This window comes from Bradyrhizobium sp. 41S5, from assembly GCF_011516665.3.
Classification (GTDB): domain Bacteria; phylum Pseudomonadota; class Alphaproteobacteria; order Rhizobiales; family Xanthobacteraceae; genus Bradyrhizobium; species Bradyrhizobium quebecense.
In genome coordinates, this window is record NZ_CP083721.1 from 6,778,936 (window position 1) to 6,796,308 (window position 17,373).

A 17,373-nucleotide genomic window follows, 5' to 3' on the forward strand; every position below is an offset into this window, starting at 1 on the left:
ACGCTAGGCCGTCTTTTCCGGTGCAGGCTCGCCTCCCGCCAGGAACACCGCCGGCAACGCGAGAAGCGGAGGCAGAACGAAGCACCAGGTGCTGAACTTGGCATAGAGGCAGGCGCCGGCCCCGCACCCCAAGGCGAACGCAGCCACACTCGCCGACATCTTGCCCAAGCGGGGCTTTGCAACAGTCAGAACCGAGACGGGTGCGCGCCGCAGGAGGTCAGCGACATCGATCATGATCTGGGTCGTCGTTCCCGTCATCAGAGTACTGGGCGGGTCCGTCCCCATGTGGATGCGATGAGCCGCGTTCTGAATGGCCATCGCGGCAACGAGAAGCATCCCGGTGACAATCGCCTGCCAGCTGTCTCCTTGCACAAACGGTCCGAAATGGACGGCCGCTGCGCCACCTATCGCGAGAAGCAGGGTCTTGATCGCCAGCATCGAGCGGAGGATCGGTAGTCCCATGACGGGGAGATAGAAGCTGAAGATCCTCGTGACGATCACGACCGCGCAGAAAACGGGAAGCGCAAGCAGCTTGGCCAACGCCCCGGACGTCCCAAGGACGATCGCGGCACCGAACGTGACGAAGTTGCCGGTGACATGCGCCGTGAAGAGCCCCTGAAGGGCTAGGAAGCCGGCCGTATCAACGAAGCCTGCGTTGAGGCTCATCAGCAGGGCAAGAAGGGAAATTGGCTTTGACATGCTACCAGCCGTACTGGAGTTGGACACCGAGATAGTTGCTCGTGTGCCCGCCGGCGCCGAGGATCGTATTGCCGACGGCGAAGTGTACCGCTTCGATCGCGCCGGTGAGATGATCGTTGAAGGCGTAGTCGAGGCGTAGCTGCCCGTAAGCACCCGTCCACGCGCTGCCGGTTCCTGCCGTTCCGGCTACCGGCACGTTCGGCTGCACATAGATCGCATCAGCCGTCGTCTGACGCCACTGGAACGCAACCGCCGCCATCACTTTGAGCCGATCCGTGGGGTTGACGAGGATCGCAGGCTTGAGATGGATGAGATTGGTGTACCCCGTATAGCCACCCAGCGTGAAATAGTAGCCGTTCGGAAACAGCGGATTGAAGGTCTCGAGCACACCGTCTCCCGGGCGGCGGTCGCCCGATGCCGCGTCAAATTGCAGGCCGATACGCGGCTGCCATGTCACATCGGAAAAGGTGTAGCCGGTCCGCGCACCGACCGCCCAGGCCCGCACGTCCGTCGTACCGACCTGGCCGGCCTGCCCCATAGCCTCGAGGTCCCAATCGAATCCGGCGCCCTTGCCTGCGAATCGTATGTCCAGGATATGCCGTTGTTCATCGCCGCGCGCGTCGAGATACTTGGCGTCCCTGCGCTCATAAAGCGAATAATAGCCGGACAGCTCGGCGTTTCCGAATACCTTCCGTTCCACGCGCAGGGTGCTGAACTTGAAGCGGTCGTTCGAAGTGTCGTCGAACGGACGCACGTCGAAATATTGAACGGGCCGGCTGACGAATCCGAGGATGCGCCAGGCACCGCTTTCCCAATCGGCCCAGATCGCGTCGAAGGATTGGCGCACGTTCGGTCCGTCCCGCGATGAAACGAAGCGCTGCAGGTCGAACGCAAAATCCTGACGTCCGGCACGCGCCTTCAAGGTGCCCGCCGCAGTGGTGTTGACATACTCGATGAACGCCAGTCGGAGATCGAGACGGTCCTGATCGACCGAGGAGATGTTCAGCTTGTCGAAGGCACGATCGTCCTCGAGCTGGACGAACGCCCGCCAGTTCTCGTCGAAATGCACGTCGGCATGGACCTGAAGCCGCTGCAGGAGGTAGCTGTCCGCGGGGTTGTTGCTGGTTCCGAACGCAGCCGCACTGTTCGACTCGAAGCGCTCGCGCAATGTGGCCCCAAGCGAGACGTAGCTCTTCGGATCCGTGGCCCACAGGGGAATGTATTTGAGCCCGTCAAAAGCTTCGGTCCGCAACCTGGGATCGGCAAGCACCGACCAATCCTCGGCCCACCGGTTGGCCTGGATCGCAGGCCGCTTCGCAATCGCGTCATCCGTGTCCGACGCAACGGCGGCATGGACTGACGACGCGATCGCCAGAAGGGGCAACAGCGCCCTGACAATTCGCCTGTCGATCCATGCCGGCATAACGACCATTACTTCAAGGCGCGTTCAAGAGGCTGCTGGTCTGCACGGGCAGCATGTTTGGCAGGCGTCGCATGTATCTCCGCGATATAACCGCCCGGAAACTGCACGATCGCCGCAGACCTTCCTTCCGACGTGTAGGGTTCGACAAGGACCGTGGCTCCGGCTGTCTTTGCCTTGGCAAGCGTCGCGTCGAGATCCGCCACCTCATAGCCGGTCGTCTCGCGGCCGTAGGGATAGGGCAGCTGACCGTCGGTCTCGAGAACGACCATCTTGCCGAATGCCGATTCGATGCGAATCCTCCTGTAAGTCTGTCCCGTCTTGCCGATTTCGATCCCGGGGGCCTTCGCGGTTTGCGACACCACCTTCCCGCGCGAGAAGGCAAGGAAGCTCCTCACGAACGCATCCGCCCTGTCGGCCGAAACATACACCCGGTTCTCTGGTATCTTCTCGAAGGCGGCGTAGTTCGGCTTGGTCGTGTGCCAGTAGATCTGCATATTGACGCCGCCCGGCCACTGGATCATGGCGTCGCGCCCGATCGGATCCGGAAAGGTCGTGACGATCACGTCGGCGCCCGCCGCACGGGCGGCCTTGATCGCAACGTCGATGTCGCTGACCAGATATCCGTTCCGTTCGGCGCCGAACGGATACGGCACCGGCGTCTTGAAGCCGAACAGCGAGACGGTGCCGACCGACGTCTGAAGCAGCTGCGACGTCGTGCTGCTCGGCGTGGGTGTTACGGTCGCAACCACCTGCTTGGTGCTCTGACCGCCGAAAGTCGCCAGAAAGCTCGACGCGAACTTGTCCACGTCATCAGGCGCGACATAGACATGCGTCGTATCGTATTGCGGCGCCACCGCAACCATCTCCCTGCCGGCCTTTCCCGCATCCCTGGCGACCGCTGGCGCCGCTGCGGCAATAGCTGCAACCGACAAGAGCAGAATCGATGCCGATAGCCGTTTCATGGACAACTCCTTGAGCGAGATTGGACTAGAATTTGCTGATTCGACGAGAATGCGTCTTTTCAGCGCAGATCGTCACGACGACAAGACCGGCGATGAGGCCGAGGTGCTCGAAGAACGCATTGATCGCCATGAACCGTTCGTGGCCTGTGGACAGCCAAAATGCGTTCGCGGTCAGCATCGCCACGAAAGTCAACACGCCAAGTCCGCCGGCGCCAAGCCAGACGAATCGGTTGGCGACGACCAGCAGGGAGCCACCAAGCTCGACGACGATCGCCGCGACGGCCCACAGCCAGGCCGGCTGCAGACCGAAATGCGCCTGCTCGGCGACGGCTGCCGGAAAATCGGCGAGCTTCTGGATGCCGCCGATCAGGAAGGCGGAGACCAGCGCGCCCCTGGCGATCGGCAGCAGCCACGGCCAAGACAGGATGGCTACTATCCAGCGCGGCGTGCCGGCCTTCGCAGGCATCTCAAACCGCCCAGCAGGCGCAGCCGAGCGCGCCCCAGAAGCTCTTGAGGTCCGACACCGGCAGCTTGCCGGTCCAGGCGCGGGCATGGTCATGGCCGTGCACACCGCAGCCACTGCCGCAACCGCACATCTGCATGGCGTTCGCCCGCACCGCCTTTGCCTTGCCGTCAGCTCCGAGCCAGTCGCCGTAGCCGCCAAAGCTGCGTACCGGTGACCAATCCGGCATCGCCGGCGGTGGTGCGTTGGTGTCGAGCGCCTTGAAATCCCCCGCACCGTAAACGATACGGCCGCCGACCATCGTGAGGTCGCTCGCCGTATCGGCGATCTCGGCTTCGCTGCACGAGAAATAGTCGCGATCCGGAACGATCAGATCGGCGAGTTGCCCGACCTCGATGCGCCCCTTCTTGCCTTCCTCATTCGAGAACCAGGTGACATTCTCGGTCCACATCCGCAGCGCTGTCTCGCGGTCGAGGCAGTTGCGCGGCGGATAGAGGCGCAAGCCGCCGACCGTCATGCCGGTCACGAGCCAGGCGAGCGAGACCCAGGGATTGTAGGATGCGACCCGGGTTGCGTCGGTGCCCGCGGACACCTTGACGCCCTTGTCGAGCATCTTCTTCACCGGCGGCGTCGCTTCGGCGGCACCGTACCCATAGCGCTCGACGAAATACTCGCCCTGATAGGCCATGCGGTGCTGCACGGCGATGCCGCCGCCGAGCGCGGCGATGCGATCGATCGACTGGTCGGAAATCGTCTCGGCGTGATCGAAGAACCAGTGCAGGCCGTCCAGCGGCATGTCCTGGTTGACCTTCTCGAACACGTCGAGCGCGCGCGAGATCGTCTCGTCATAGGTCGCGTGCAGCCGCCACGGCCATTTGTTCTGGACGAGGATGCGAACGACGCCCTCGAGTTCGCCCTCCATCTCCGGCGGCATGTCCGGTCGGGCGACGCGGAAATCCTCGAAATCGGCGGCGGAGAACACCAGCATTTCGCCGGCGCCATTGTGGCGGAAGTAGTCGGTGCCCTGCTGGTACTTGGAGGTCGTGGTCCAGTTCAGGAAGTCGTCCTTCTCGCCCTTCGGCTTCTGGGTAAAGAGGTTGTAGGCAAGCCGGATCGTGAGTTGCCCCTCGTCCGAGAGCTTCTGGATGACGGCATAATCCTCCGGGTAGTTCTGGAAGCCGCCGCCGGCGTCGATCGCGCCGGTAACGCCGAGCCGGTTCAGCTCACGCATGAAGTGCCGGGTCGAATTGACCTGATAATCGAACGGCAGCTTCGGGCCCTTCGCCAGCGTCGCATAGAGGATGTTGGCGTTCGGCTTGGCGAGCAGGAGCCCTGTCGGGTTGCCCTTCGCATCGCGCGTGATCTCGCCGCCCGGAGGCTCCGGCGTATCCTTGGTGTAGCCGACGGCGCGCAGCGCTGCGGCATTGAGCATCGCGCGGTCGTAGAGATGGAGGATGAAGACCGGCGTATCCGGCGCGACAGCGTTGAGCTCGTCGATCGTCGGCAGGCGCCGCTCGGCGAACTGGTGCTCGGTGAATCCGCCGACGACACGCACCCATTGCGGCGGCGGCGTGATCGCCACCTGCTTCCGCAACATGGCCATCGCGTCGGCGAGCGACCACACGCCGTCCCAGCGCAGCTCCATGTTGAAGTTGAGCCCGCCGCGAATGATGTGAAGATGATTGTCGATCAGCCCCGGCAGGACGCGCCGTCCTTTCAGATCGATCACCCTGGTCGACGGTCCGGCGAGCTTCATCACGTCGTGGTCGTGGCCGACCGCCGTGAAGCGCCCGTCCTTGATGGCGACGGCGCTCGCGGCCGGGTTGGAACGGTCGAGCGTGGTGAAAAGGCCGCGATGAAGAATCGTATCAGGAGCGCTCATGACGCCTTCTCCGCAACATCTGTGGTTGTCTTGACTTCCTCGGCGTGCCGCCCCGGCAGCAGACCGAACATGTGAGGCGCGCACTTCGCCTGCCGCCATGCGGCGGCAATGCCCTCGCCAACGGCGATCTGCCTGGCGACCGGGACGATCTGCTCGCCGACGAGGATGCCGAGCAGACCGACCAGAGCCACCAAAGGAGGAGCGGGCGAACGTACGTTGAGAAGGCTGTAGATGACGCCGACCAGCAGGCCGGCGCCAAGGGACAGAATGTAGATCTTCATCGCACCCCTCTCGGAGGATGGAGGGAGAAATCAGGCGGCTTACGGCGCGATGAGATCAGGTCATCGCGCGTCAGCCCCTTGTTTGAGCATGATCTATTCGGAAAACCGCTTCGCACTTTTCCGGATCATGCTTTAGCCAGCCTCCGACGCATGCTCGCCGAGCGCCCACTTCGAGAAGCGGATCTGGATACCATAGGGCGAGTGCGCCTTCAGGATCTCCATCATGCCGTCATAGGTCTCGGTGCGCGCCCAGTCCTGCTGCAACTCGAACGCGTACTGGCACGAGGTGATCGGAACCGCGCCAGCCTGCACGAGGCGATCCATCGACCGGTTGTGGCACTCCATGGACAGGTCGCCGCATGCATCAGCCGGGATGTAGACCTCATAGCCTTCCTTCAGCATGTCCAGCGCCGGGAACATCACGCAGGCCTCGGTCCAGAGGCCGCCGATCACGAACTTCTTGCGCCCCGTCGCGGCGACCGCCTTGCGAAAATTGGCATTGAGCCAGGAGTTCATCGAGGTGCGGTCGATGATGTCGTGATTGGGAAACAGCTCGGCGACCTCCGGCATGAATGGCCCGGAAAACGAATCCTTCGCCACCGTGGACAGCACGGTCGGAATCTTGAACAGCTTGGCGGCCTTCGCCAGAATCTGGACGTTGTTGAACACCACGAGGCGGTCGTGCGACTGGACGCCCTGGTACATCGCCGGCTGGTAGTCGATGAGCGCGATAGCGCTGTTGTCTGGGGTCAGCATATCGAGTTTGGACATCGAGATTTCTCCTTGAATTGACGATTGCCGGCGGGAGCGAATGACATCCAGCGTCCGCACGGCTTCGAGTGTATGACCCGAGGTGGCGCCGCCGCTTGGACGGGTTGTTCGCTGCTTGGACGAAGTCGCGATGAGGGCTTGCATGCGACAAGACTGCTCTTGGAGATGTCTCCCTCCGGGATCACGCCCGTCAGAGCTTGCAGACGGCCCGCTCAGCCGAGACCGCGAGGCCGTGCAAACAGCGCCGAGGCCGTCCAAGCCAGAGGGGGCTTCCATCGATGAGTTTGACGGAGGATGGCCCGACGCATCTGTGCGCGGCCATCGCCAACACAAAGGAGCAACTGATGGCGCTGCTGAAACTACGGGACGGTACCGACCTCTACTTCAAGGACTGGGGCAGCGGAAAACCGATCCTGTTCAGCCATGGCTGGCCGCTCAGCGCGGACATGTGGGATGCCCAGATGCTGTTCTTCGCCAGTCACGGCTTCCGTGCCGTGGCGTTCGATCGCCGCGGCTTTGGCCGGTCGGGCCAGCCTTGGGAAGGCTACGACTACGATACGTTCGCAGATGACATTGCCGAACTCATCAAGCATCTCGAGCTCACAGGCGTCGCCCTGGTCGGTTTCTCGATGGGCGGCGGCGACATCGTGCGCTACGTCGCGCGCCATGGCTCCTCGCGGGTGTCAAAGCTGGCGCTGGTGAGCGCCGTGACTCCCCTGTTCGGGAAAACGGCGGACCATGACGGTGTCGACAAGGCCGTCTTCGACGGCATCAAGGCCGGGCTCGCCAAGGACCGTCCGCAATTCCTTGACGACTTCAGCCCGCTTTTCTATGGAACCAACCACGGCACCAAGGTCTCCCAGGGCACATTCAAGCAGACGCTGCAGATCGGCTTGCAGGCCTCCATCAAGGCGACGATCGACTGCGTGACCGCGTTCTCCGAAACCGATTTCCGCCCGGATATGGCGGAGATCAACGTTCCCACGTTGGTGGTCCATGGCGACGACGATCAGGTGGTCCCACTTCAATACACCGGAAAGCTCGCGGCCGAGATGATCAAGTCCGCCACGCTCAAGGTCTATCCCGGAGCTCCGCACGCGACTGCCACGACCCACGCGGACCAGCTCAACGCGGATCTGCTTGAATTCCTCAAGGCGTGACATTGGGTGATCACATGACTGACGCTCCCCTTCTCGAACCGAAAGACTGCGCGCTCCTGTTCGCCGACCAGCAAGCGGGGCTAGCCTTCGGCGTTGGCTCCATCGACCGGCAAATCCTCCTCAACAACGTGATCGCTCTGGCCAAAACCGCCACGGCGTTCAACCTTCCGGTCATTGCTTCGACCTCTGCCACGAAAGTCTACAGCGGCCCGCTGATGCCGGCGGTCAGTGCGGCCTTGCCCGGCATCGTCCCGATCGAACGGCGCAACATGAACGTCTGGGAAGACGACCATGCGCGCGAAGCGATTCTCGCGACTGGCCGGCGGCGCCTCATCGTATCGGGACTGCTGACCGAAGCATGCGTCAGCTTCGCGGTTCTATCGGCGTTGGCCGCCGGGCTCGGGGTCTACGTGGTCGGCGACGCCTGCGGAGGTCTCACCACGGTCGGCCATGACCTCGCGCTTCGGCGCATGGAAGCCGCGGGCGCACGGCCGACATCATGGATCCAGGTGCTTCTGGAGTTGCAACGGGACTGGACCCGCCGGGAGACATACGATCATGCACGAGCCATCGTCGAAGCCCATGGCGGTGGATACGGCATCGGACTGTCGTACGCGCGCGACATGATCCATCCGACCTAAGCTTTGGCGGAAGCCCGTCAGCCTTCGGAACGAGCCCGGCGCCAGGCGCCGGGGCTCGTTCCCACGCTGCGCGAGAAGACGCGGGTAAAGTAGCTCTGGTCACCGAACCCACAGATCAGCGCGATATCCGCCAACGGCAGCCTGGTGGTGGTCATCAGGCGCCTGGCCTCGTCGATCCGGAGCCGGGAGAGGTATTCGTGGGGAGCGATGCCCGTACTGCGCCGGAACGAGCGGGCAAAATGGCTCGGCGTCAGCCTGCACTCGGCCGCGACATCGGCGATCGTCAAACCGCTGGCGAGGCGGGCACGCATGATCTCCTTGGCGCGCCGCTCCTGCCATGGCGCAAGTCCCCCCTCCTGAATGCCTTCGCGCGAGCTGAGATCGCCGTAGGTCTGCGCGAAATGGGCGAGCAAGCTCAGTCCGAGTTGATCGACGAAGAGTTGATTGTTCGCGCTCTCCTCTTCGAGAGCACTCAGGAGAACGTTTGAAAGCGTGGACAGATAGGGATCGCGCCGGTCACGGGTCCACTTCAGCGTGGAGATCGGCTTCGCGCTGTTCTCGTAGGCGAAGTCGTCAAGAGCGCGGCGCGGAATGTAATACTGAAGCGCATCAAACGGACCTCTGAACTCGCACTGCGGATTGTCGCGCAGGTCGATAACGCTCACCGTTCCCGCACCAAACGATCCGGAATACCTCGGGCGGCCGGCGAGCCAGCATGAGTGCCGGTCCAGATCGCCGAGTTGATGGAGGATGCTGAATGCAGGCTCCGACGGAATCGCCGCAGTCCGCTCACGAACAAAGCGGGTACATGTCAATCTCGTGACGGCAAGCGCGAGCTTGCCCTGGCGATTGATCTTGCGAACGCAATCGCCCTCCATTCCGAGGTGCGAGGCGAGCCGACGGCCATAAAAGCCATCGGATGAAGTATCGGTGTCGTCCATCGGAGCCCCGTCGAGATTCTGCACACCGCGACAATGGTTATTCCCCGCCACGTCGCATGGCCAGTAAATCGTTCCAAAAACCACGCGCTGATACGGCGTTGCCATCAACCACATGAAATTTGCAAGGTTTTAGTTGGCTGCGACCTTCCGCCGCGAGAGAGTTGCCTACATCGATGAGACGAGGATTTTATGAACGGCAATTTGGTTCAATTCGGCGGGGATTTGCACCTCCATTTGGCTCGCCTGCAAGTGAGCCTTGGCAACATCAACGGACTGTTCGCCGGGGGCGCTATCGCTCACGAGGCCGAATTCGTGAACCGGACGCAGGAACTGCAGGCAACAATCAAGGAGTCCGTCGAACGCGCCGTTGCGCTTCGCGAGGCGTTGCGCGCGGGCCTCGAACGCGACGCCGCACTCGCGCCCGAAACCCTGTCCAGCTGGGTCAGCAAGCGGCAAACCGCGCAACTGCACGCCCGCGCCGATCTGATCGAGCAGATGGCTACGATCGCGGTGGAATTGGCGGCTCTGTCCACGGTCGAGGCCGAACGCCTCACCGTGACCGCGATCATGGCCCGTCGGCAGGCGATTGCCCTTCAGGTCGAGCGCGAAAAACAGCTGTGACGTCCTCGTTCGCGCCGACCTCGAAGGGGATGGACACCCTTCGGGCTGTGGCGTAGTGAGGTCCCTTGAGAAGGCCATGGCTGACTGAAGGATGCCCGATCGCAACGACAAACCAGAGCGTACGTTTCTATTTGGACCGTTTCGCCTTTCGACCTCCAAACGAATCCTGCTTGATGGCGATCGCGTCATTCGCCTCGGCGGCAAGGCGATCGAAATCCTGATCGCGCTGGTCGAGCGCGCGGGCGAACTGGTGAGTAAGCACGAACTCCTCGAGATCGCGTGGCCCGATACGTTCGTCGTTGAAGCAAACCTGACCGTCCAGGTGGCGGCGCTTCGCCGCGCGCTTGGCGAGGACGATAACGCCAACCAGTACATCGTCAACAGTCCGGGACGCGGGTATCGCTTCGTCGCCCCGATCAAGGTGCTCGAAGAGGAGCGCCCAGCCGTTGATCAGCCGGCGATGCAGCCGGCTCACAACCTGCCGGCACAACTGAACCGGCTGGTCGGACGCGCCGAAGCGCTTCGATCGATGAAGCAAAGACTGACCGACAGTCGCCTGCTGAGTATCGTCGGGCCGCCGGGCGTCGGAAAGACGTCGGTCGCGCTTCGGCTGGCGGAAGCGATGTTGCCGCTTTTTCCCCACGGCGTGTGGCTTATTGACCTCGGCTCGATCACGGATGCCGCGTTGATTTCGAGCGTCATCGCGTCCGCCCTTCCGATCGACGCCCGTTCGAGCGACGTATTGTCCGGCATCGCGGCGGCGTTGCGTTACAAGAGCCTCCTTCTGGTATTCGACAATTGCGAGCATCTGATTGACGGAGCGTCGGCCGCCATCGGCAAGCTGCTGCGTGGCGCCGGCGGCATCAAGGTGCTGACCACGAGCAGGGAGCCGCTGCGCGTCGATGGCGAACAGGTGTTCCGGCTCGCTCCCCTCGAGGTGCCTCCAATCGGTGTGTCCCTCGGACCGAAGGACGTGCTGGGCTATCCGGCGGTTCAGTTGTTCGTGGAGCGGGCCGCCGCCATCGTCAACGATTTCGAGCTTACCGATGCCAATGCCGGCTTTGCCGCGCAGATCTGCCGCGAATTGGACGGCAACCCGCTCGCGATCGAGGTCGCGGCCGCGCGCGTCGACGCGTTCGGCGTCAACGGACTGGCCGCCAGGATCGAGGACCGCGTGCACCTGCTCGCGGACGCGCGCCGCGGCACGCCGGCGCGGCATCGCACGATCGCGGCAGCACTCGACTGGAGCTATCAACTGCTGTGCGAGCGCGAGCGATACGTTCTCCGCTGCCTCGGCATTTTCGCCGGCAGCTTCACGCTGGAGGCCGCCGTCTCCGTGATTCCGGCAGCTGAGAGCGCCGACACCGCATCGATCCTCGCTGATCTGGTCTGCAAATCGCTGGTCTCGGTCGACATCGGCTCCGAGCGCACCCGATTTCGGCTGCTGGAGATCACCAAGGCGTTCGCGCTTGCCAAGCTGGTCGAGCAATCCGAGCGGAACGAACTCGCCGCCCGGCTTGCGGCCTGCGTCACCGAAATGCTCTGCAGATACGCCGACGGCCCGAAACAGGTGCAAACCCTCAGGGATGCGGTCCAGGAGCTCGATAATGTGCGCGGAATCCTGGACTGGGCGTTCTCGGCGGACAGCCACGCGCAAGCGGGCGTTGCGCTCGCGGCCGCCGCCGTGCCCGTGTGGTTGGAGAATTCGCTGCTGACGGAATGTATCGCATGGACGACCAGGGCGATCGATGCTCTCGATCCGGCGATCGAAGGCGAGCGCAACGAGATGGTCCTGAAGGCAGCTCACGGGCTCGCCGTGATGTTCACCCAGGGCATGACGGGCCAGTCGCGTGACGCCCTGAACAGGGCAATCGAGCTTGCGGCTCGCCTGGGCGACCGGCAATGGGAGCTGAGGGCCCGGCTGGGCCTCATTGTGTTCCTGCATCGGCGCGGCGACTTCAAGGGCGCGCTGGAAGGGACGCAGAGGATCGAGACGCTTGTAGCTGACGCCGACGAGCCGGCGGCACTGGCGATGACGAAAAGCGCGAAGAGTGCGTCGCTCTTCTTCCGCGCCGAGTATGCGACGGCCCTGCAGCTCGCGCGCGAGGCCCACGAGTATTTCCGAACTCATAGCGACGTCTCGCAGATTGGTCGATGGGGACTGAACCACTCGGTCTATGCGCAATGCGTGACGGCGCGGGCCTATTGGAATCTGGGACGCTTCGATCGAACTGTTCGAGCCTGCCTGTCGGCGCATTCCGAAGCGGAGGAGACCGGCAATCCGACGTCGATCTGCCAGGCACTCAGCTGGTGCGGCGTTTCGTTGTTCCTGAGCCTGGAGGACCTCGACAAGGCTGCTTGCGCGATACAGCGGTTCAGGCAGGTGGCTCAGGATAACGATATCCAAAGCTACGTGTTTTCGTCGATCGGTTTCGAAGGCAGGCTGCTCTTCTTGCGCGGCCAGATCGAGCCCGCCGAAAGATTGTTGCGAGAGGCGCTCTCGAAGCTGAGCGGCGCACAATACGAAAACGTGTCGATCCCGTTTCTCGGCCGCCTGGCCGAGGTGCTCGCCGCGGACGATCGACCGGAAGAGGCACTGCTGGCATCCGCGGAATGCCTGGAGCGAACCAAGGCTACGGAGGCGCTCTGGTTGCTGCCGGATTCGCTGAGAATCCACGGCGATGTCCTGGCTGCATTGCAGGGACCCGACTCGGAGCCGGCCGAAACCCATTTGCGCGAAGCGCTCGAAGTTTCGGAACGGCAAGGCGCCCTTGGATGGGAGCTTAGGTCGGCCGAAAGTCTTGCAAGCTTCCTGGGCCGGCAGCAACGAAATAGCGAGGCTGCAGCGGTGCTCGAGCGGACGCTCGGAAAATTCACCGAGGGTTTCGACGCCGTTCCTTTCCAGCGGACCAGGGCCATGCTCGACGGGTTGCACAACCGCAAGCCTGGCTAGCTCAGCGGGGGCAGGATGTTTTGCAGTTCCAGACGACGCTCCTCGAGAAAGCCAGGCAATCTAAGACCCTCCCCGAGTTGATCGCGCGGCTCGTCGACCGCGAAGCCGGGCCCATCGGTTGCGATCTCGAAAAGCACGCCGCATGGCGCCCGGAAGCCGATCGCGGTCAGATATGTTCTCTCAATCGGTTCGGTCACGGCGATGTCGTGCCGTCTTTGAAGCTTCCGGATCATTTCGGATTGATCTTCGATATTGGCGGCGCGGAAAGCGACATGCCTGATCGTGCCGCCTCCAAGCCGGCCCCGCGACGACGCGCCCACCGTCCGCAGCGTCAGCGTGCCTCCAGGACCGTCATGTGCGACGAACCGGATCGAATCATCGGCCTGCGAAACGCGCCTGAAACCCAGCACGTCCTGGAGGATATCGACCGTGGCGTCCTCCGCGCGGACGTTCAAGGTCACCTCGTTCAACCCCATGACCGCTCGAACGGCATCGCTGCGCCCGGCTTCGCGGCGATCCTGCACTGCTTCCACCAGAGCAAGCGTCGTTCCGTCCGGATCGGCGAAGCAAAGCAGCGGCTCGCCAAATGGCGAATGATCGAACCGGCACGCGACGTTCGCGGCCTTGAGCCGCCCCGACCACCATTCGAGCGATCCGGCCGGCACACGAAGGGCGGTCTGCACGACTTCGCCGACCCCAACCAATCCCTTTGCGACGCATCGCCATGCCAGGGTGCTCAGCACCGTTCCCGGGCTCCCGGCGTCGTCACCATAGTAGAGATGGTAACTGCCCGGATCGTCGTAGCAGACCGTTTTCTTGACCCGTTTCAGACCGAGAACGCCGGCATAAAAAATCGCGGCGCGCTGCACGTCATCAATGATTGTCGTGACGTGATGAAGTCCACGAGATGGCGAGCACGATCTGTCTGGTTCGGCCACGATATGCGCTCACCGTTGCCTTGCTGAACAGTAGTAAAATGAACCCGTCATAGCCGATACGCAATCCTCGATATGGCGATCCAAATCGCACACGAACGCAATTCGTCGTCCCTGCTCTAGCCATTGGCAGGCGCAGCTGCCTGATCGCTCATTGAGGCCGATACCGGTCGAAATGTCTTGGATTTTCGCCCGATCACGTGGCGGGCCTGACGGACTTGGGAGCCACAACCGGCAGCATCCTCACGTTCAACCTGGACGCAATCGTACAACCGCGCGCCAGGATGTGCAATCAGCGGGATTTGTTTTGGATCAACATCGGAACAAGATCGAGCCCGCCCAGCGAGCTCATGTGCCCGCGCGCCGGCCGGACATGCACGTCAAATTGAGCGCTGTCGCCTCGGCATCGCTCGCCGCCCACACCGGTCAGGGATCCGATCGCAATGGACGACGCAGGACACGATACGATCAGGGCCAACGGCATCCGCCAGCACTATCGCCACGCGGGCTCCGGTCCACCGGTCATCCTGCTCCATGGCTTTCCCGAGACGAGCTACGCCTGGCGCTTCCAGATTCCCGAGCTTGCGCGGCGATATCGCGTGATAGCGCCCGACCTGCGCGGCTATGGCGACACCGACAAGCCTTCGACCGGCTACGACAAGAGGACGATGGCCAATGACATCATCAAGCTGGCAGAGGCTCTTGGCATCGACCGGTTCGCACTGATCGGGCATGATCGCGGCGCGCGGGTTGCTACGCGCCTGGTGAAGGACCATCCCGCGCTGGTCGACATGCTCGTCGTGATGGACAACGTGCCGACGCGGATCGTCGCGCGCGAGATGAATGCGCAGATCGCGCGGCAGTACTGGTTCTTCCTGTTTCACCAGGTGGCCGATCTGCCCGAGGCCCTGCTGGCGGGCCGCGAAGAGATCTGGCTGCGTCACTTCTTCTCCGATTGGTGTCACGATCCGCAGAGCATCTCCGATGAAGCGGTCGCCGCCTATGTGAAGGCCTTTGCCGCCGAAGGCGGCGTCCGCGGAGCCCTGTCCGACTACCGGGCCGGCCCGGAGGACATCGCGCAGGATCTTGCAGATGCCGACAGCAAGATCGCCTGTCCTGTGCTCTCGATCTGGGGAGAGGACTTCGGTGCCGTCGGCAAGCTTTTCGACATGCAAGCGGTCTGGAGCGAGATGGCCGAGAACCTGCAGGTGGCGCCGATCCAGCGCTGCGGCCATCTTCCGCATGAGGAGCAGCCCGAACGGGTGACCAAATTGCTGCTCGACTTTCTCGACGGTTGGACAACGGCCGGCTGATCGCGCACGACAATGGAGAGGATCATGACCCCGGCCCGCACGTTCATCGCGAGCGCAATCGCTTGCCTCCTGCTTGGACGGAGCTGCGAAGCGGCCGCTCCGCTGCAACGTGCGCAAGCGCCCGGCTTCTACCGGATGATGCTCGGTGAGCTTGAGATCACGGCGCTCCTCGATGGCACTCACCCCTTTCACGTTCATGAGGTGATGACCCGGAACGAGGCGGCTGCCGATGGGAGCCGCAAGGCCGTGAGGCTTTCGGATGCACATCCCGGCGAAGCCGAATCCCGTCTCGCTGCGGAGCGGCTTGCAGCCCCCGTGGAAGGTTCGATCAACGCTTTCCTGATCAACACCGGGAGCAAGCTCGTGCTGATCGACAGCGGCGCGGGCAGCCTGTACGGAGACTGCTGCGGCCATCTCGTCGAAAACCTGATCGCTGCCGGCTACCGGCCCGAACAGATCGACGAGGTCTATCTCACCCACCTCCATGCCGATCATGTCGGAGGTATAGCTCCGCATGGCAGGATAGCGTTCCCAAACGCAATCGTCAGGGTCAACCAGAAGGACCTCGACTACTGGCTCGATCCGAAGCGCGAGGACGAGGCACCAACCTTCCTCAAGCCGATGTTTGAGGGCGATCGCGCTTCGTTGAAGCCCTATCTGGAGTCCGGCCGCGTGCGGCCGTTCCAGCAGGGCGCAGAGCTGTCATCCGGGATTCGCGCGATCCCGACATTCGGCCATACGCCGGGCCACACCTCCTACGAGGTCACGAGCGGCCCCCATCGGCTGATGGTGTGGGGAGATCTTGTCCACGTCGCCCCGATCCAGTTTCCCGATCCTGCCGTGACCGTAACCTATGACAGCGATCCGCTCGCGGCCGAGGCCAAACGCGTGGCAGCGTTCTCGGATGCTGCGCGAACCGACACGTGGATCGCCGCCGCCCACATTGCCTTCCCGGGCCTGGGACACGTCCGCGCCACGGGCGGCCGATTTGAATGGATCCCTGCGAATTACACGACGGTCCTGCGGCGTTAGCTGCCGGCGCCAATCTTGCGAACAGCCCAACCGAAGGTGAACAAAATGGTAGGTCTCTTTCGTCCCGCAGCGCTCGGCGACCTCAGTCTCCCGAACAGGATCGTCATGGCGCCCATGACGCGCTCGCGCGCCGACGAGCATGGCGTCATCAATGGTTCCGCTGGCGAGTATTACGCGGCGCGCGCCGGCGCCGGTCTGATTGTCAGCGAGGGCATCAATGTAGGACCGATGTCCAACGCCTTTGATCGAACGCCAGGCCTGTGGACCGACGCGCAGACCGAGGGTTGGAAGGCGGTCGTCGAGCGGGTCCACAAGCAAGGGGGCCGGATTGTCGCGCAGCTCTGGCATGCCGGCCGCGCGAGCACGCGCGGGCTGTTGTCCAACAGACAACCACTGTCACCGTCAGGCGTAAATGACGATCTGGAACGGCTGCAGGTATGGGCGCTGCTTGCCAACGGCGCCTATGTGCGCGTCGCGGCCACGTCGTCGCGTGCGATGACCACCGCGGAGATTGAGGCCGTCGTGGACGAATTTCGACGGGCGGCGGCCAACGCCGTTCGCGCCGGGTTTGACGGTGTGGAGATTCACGGCGCCAACGGCTATCTGGTTCACCAGTTTCTCTCACCGACGATCAATCTGCGAACTGATGACTATGGCGGAAGCATCGAAGCACGCTCCAGACTGCTCGTCGAAATTGTTGCGGCGATTTCCGACGTCGTGCCGCGATCACGGATAGGAGTGCGGCTGTCGCCCTTTGCCGATTACAACAGCACGCGGGACCCGAAGCCGGAAGATACCTATGGTCGGCTCGCGCCCTGGCTACAGACCGCGGGGCTCGCCTATCTGCACCTTGCGGACACCAACGCGTGGACCGGAGCGCCGGACTACGAGCGAATGCTTGCGCTATTCCGCGAGCATTATCGCGGACCTCTCATCGTCAATGCCGGCATCACCCCCGAGCGTGCCGCCGACATCGTCAATTCCGGCGATGCCGACGCAGTCGCGTTCGGCCGCCTCTTTCTCGCCAACCCGGACCTCCCGGCGCGGATACGAGCTGGCGGTCCCTACAACTCGCCACAGCCGGTCGGGATCTATGGCGGGTCGGATAAAGGGTATCTCGACTATCCGCGCCTAGCGTCCATTGACGAGGAAATTGCTCAAGGAGAATAGGAACTTCCTGGTGGCGGTCGGACCAAATGCGGTAAGTCCCGGCGCCAACACCGAGCGCTCGAAATCGCAGAAAATCGTAGGCTGGCGGACAAATTCGCAGCCTTGGTAGCGGGAGACCGCTACATT

Annotated in this window: 16 protein-coding genes; 7 read left to right on the forward strand and 9 right to left on the reverse strand. The window is 63.0% G+C overall.

All coding sequences use genetic code 11. The features are described 5' to 3' along the window. Positions 1 to 3 precede the first annotated feature (3 nt). The 7 genes from HAP47_RS32575 to HAP47_RS32605 form a co-directional block, all read right to left on the reverse strand. A complete protein-coding gene (locus HAP47_RS32575) occupies positions 4 to 699 on the reverse strand; it encodes a YoaK family protein (RefSeq protein WP_173641053.1) in 696 nt (231 codons plus the stop codon). Position 700: 1 nt separating this feature from the next. Then, on the reverse strand, positions 701 to 2,131 hold the full coding sequence (locus HAP47_RS32580) for an alginate export family protein (protein WP_371821692.1): 1,431 nt from the start codon (positions 2,129 to 2,131) through the stop codon (positions 701 to 703). After that, complete coding sequence (locus HAP47_RS32585; protein WP_173641051.1) at positions 2,131 to 3,084, reverse strand: glyoxalase; 954 nt, start codon at positions 3,082 to 3,084, stop codon at positions 2,131 to 2,133. The genes HAP47_RS32580 and HAP47_RS32585 overlap by 1 nt, the downstream gene beginning before the upstream one ends. A 25-nt stretch (positions 3,085 to 3,109) precedes the next feature. Further along, a complete protein-coding gene (locus tag HAP47_RS32590) occupies positions 3,110 to 3,550 on the reverse strand; it encodes a DoxX family protein (RefSeq protein ID WP_173641050.1) in 441 nt (146 codons plus the stop codon). Between the two features lies 1 nt (position 3,551). Further along, positions 3,552 to 5,429, reverse strand: a complete 1,878-nt coding sequence (locus HAP47_RS32595; protein WP_173641049.1) for an amidohydrolase — start codon at positions 5,427 to 5,429, stop codon at positions 3,552 to 3,554. Then, positions 5,426 to 5,710: a XapX domain-containing protein gene (locus tag HAP47_RS32600; RefSeq protein WP_173641048.1), complete on the reverse strand. Its 285-nt coding sequence runs from the start codon at positions 5,708 to 5,710 to the stop codon at positions 5,426 to 5,428. The genes HAP47_RS32595 and HAP47_RS32600 overlap by 4 nt, the downstream gene beginning before the upstream one ends. Positions 5,711 to 5,842: 132 nt before the next feature. Beyond that, positions 5,843 to 6,481 (reverse strand): hydrolase, encoded by a 639-nt coding sequence (locus HAP47_RS32605; protein ID WP_173641047.1) that lies wholly within the window; start codon positions 6,479 to 6,481, stop codon positions 5,843 to 5,845. Between the two features lie 344 nt (positions 6,482 to 6,825). Here HAP47_RS32605 and HAP47_RS32610 point away from each other — a divergent pair, with 344 nt between their 5' ends. Continuing rightward, positions 6,826 to 7,641 carry an alpha/beta fold hydrolase gene (locus HAP47_RS32610; protein ID WP_173641046.1) on the forward strand — a complete coding sequence of 272 codons (816 nt, stop codon included), beginning with the start codon at positions 6,826 to 6,828 and terminating at the stop codon, positions 7,639 to 7,641. Positions 7,642 to 7,655: 14 nt separating this feature from the next. Continuing rightward, positions 7,656 to 8,282 (forward strand): hydrolase, encoded by a 627-nt coding sequence (locus HAP47_RS32615; protein ID WP_173641045.1) that lies wholly within the window; start codon positions 7,656 to 7,658, stop codon positions 8,280 to 8,282. A gap of 17 nt (positions 8,283 to 8,299) precedes the next feature. Here the strand turns inward: HAP47_RS32615 and HAP47_RS32620 are convergent, their stop codons facing one another. Continuing rightward, entirely contained in the window at positions 8,300 to 9,223 is a 924-nt protein-coding gene (locus HAP47_RS32620; RefSeq protein ID WP_173641044.1) for a helix-turn-helix domain-containing protein, read from the reverse strand. A 189-nt stretch (positions 9,224 to 9,412) separates the two neighbouring features. On the opposite strand from HAP47_RS32620, the gene HAP47_RS32625 reads away from it, so the two are divergent. Next, on the forward strand, positions 9,413 to 9,844 hold the full coding sequence (locus HAP47_RS32625; protein ID WP_173641043.1) for a hypothetical protein: 432 nt from the start codon (positions 9,413 to 9,415) through the stop codon (positions 9,842 to 9,844). A 91-nt stretch (positions 9,845 to 9,935) separates the two neighbouring features. Next, positions 9,936 to 12,797 (forward strand): ATP-binding protein, encoded by a 2,862-nt coding sequence (locus tag HAP47_RS32630; RefSeq protein WP_173641042.1) that lies wholly within the window; start codon positions 9,936 to 9,938, stop codon positions 12,795 to 12,797. Here the strand turns inward: HAP47_RS32630 and HAP47_RS32635 are convergent. After that, complete coding sequence (locus HAP47_RS32635) at positions 12,794 to 13,735, reverse strand: ring-cleaving dioxygenase (protein WP_173641041.1); 942 nt, start codon at positions 13,733 to 13,735, stop codon at positions 12,794 to 12,796. The genes HAP47_RS32630 and HAP47_RS32635 overlap by 4 nt on opposite strands. Positions 13,736 to 14,175: 440 nt before the next feature. On the opposite strand from HAP47_RS32635, the gene HAP47_RS32640 reads away from it, so the two are divergent. The 3 genes from HAP47_RS32640 to HAP47_RS32650 all read left to right on the forward strand — a co-directional run bounded on the left by HAP47_RS32640 (position 14,176) and on the right by HAP47_RS32650 (position 17,247). Next, complete coding sequence (locus HAP47_RS32640) at positions 14,176 to 15,045, forward strand: alpha/beta fold hydrolase (RefSeq protein ID WP_173641040.1); 870 nt, start codon at positions 14,176 to 14,178, stop codon at positions 15,043 to 15,045. 24 nt (positions 15,046 to 15,069) lie between these two features. Next, positions 15,070 to 16,077 (forward strand): MBL fold metallo-hydrolase, encoded by a 1,008-nt coding sequence (locus tag HAP47_RS32645; protein ID WP_210285320.1) that lies wholly within the window; start codon positions 15,070 to 15,072, stop codon positions 16,075 to 16,077. Positions 16,078 to 16,182: 105 nt separating this feature from the next. Next, positions 16,183 to 17,247, forward strand: a complete 1,065-nt coding sequence (locus HAP47_RS32650; RefSeq protein ID WP_231168518.1) for an alkene reductase — start codon at positions 16,183 to 16,185, stop codon at positions 17,245 to 17,247. Positions 17,248 to 17,373: the final 126 nt, after the last annotated feature.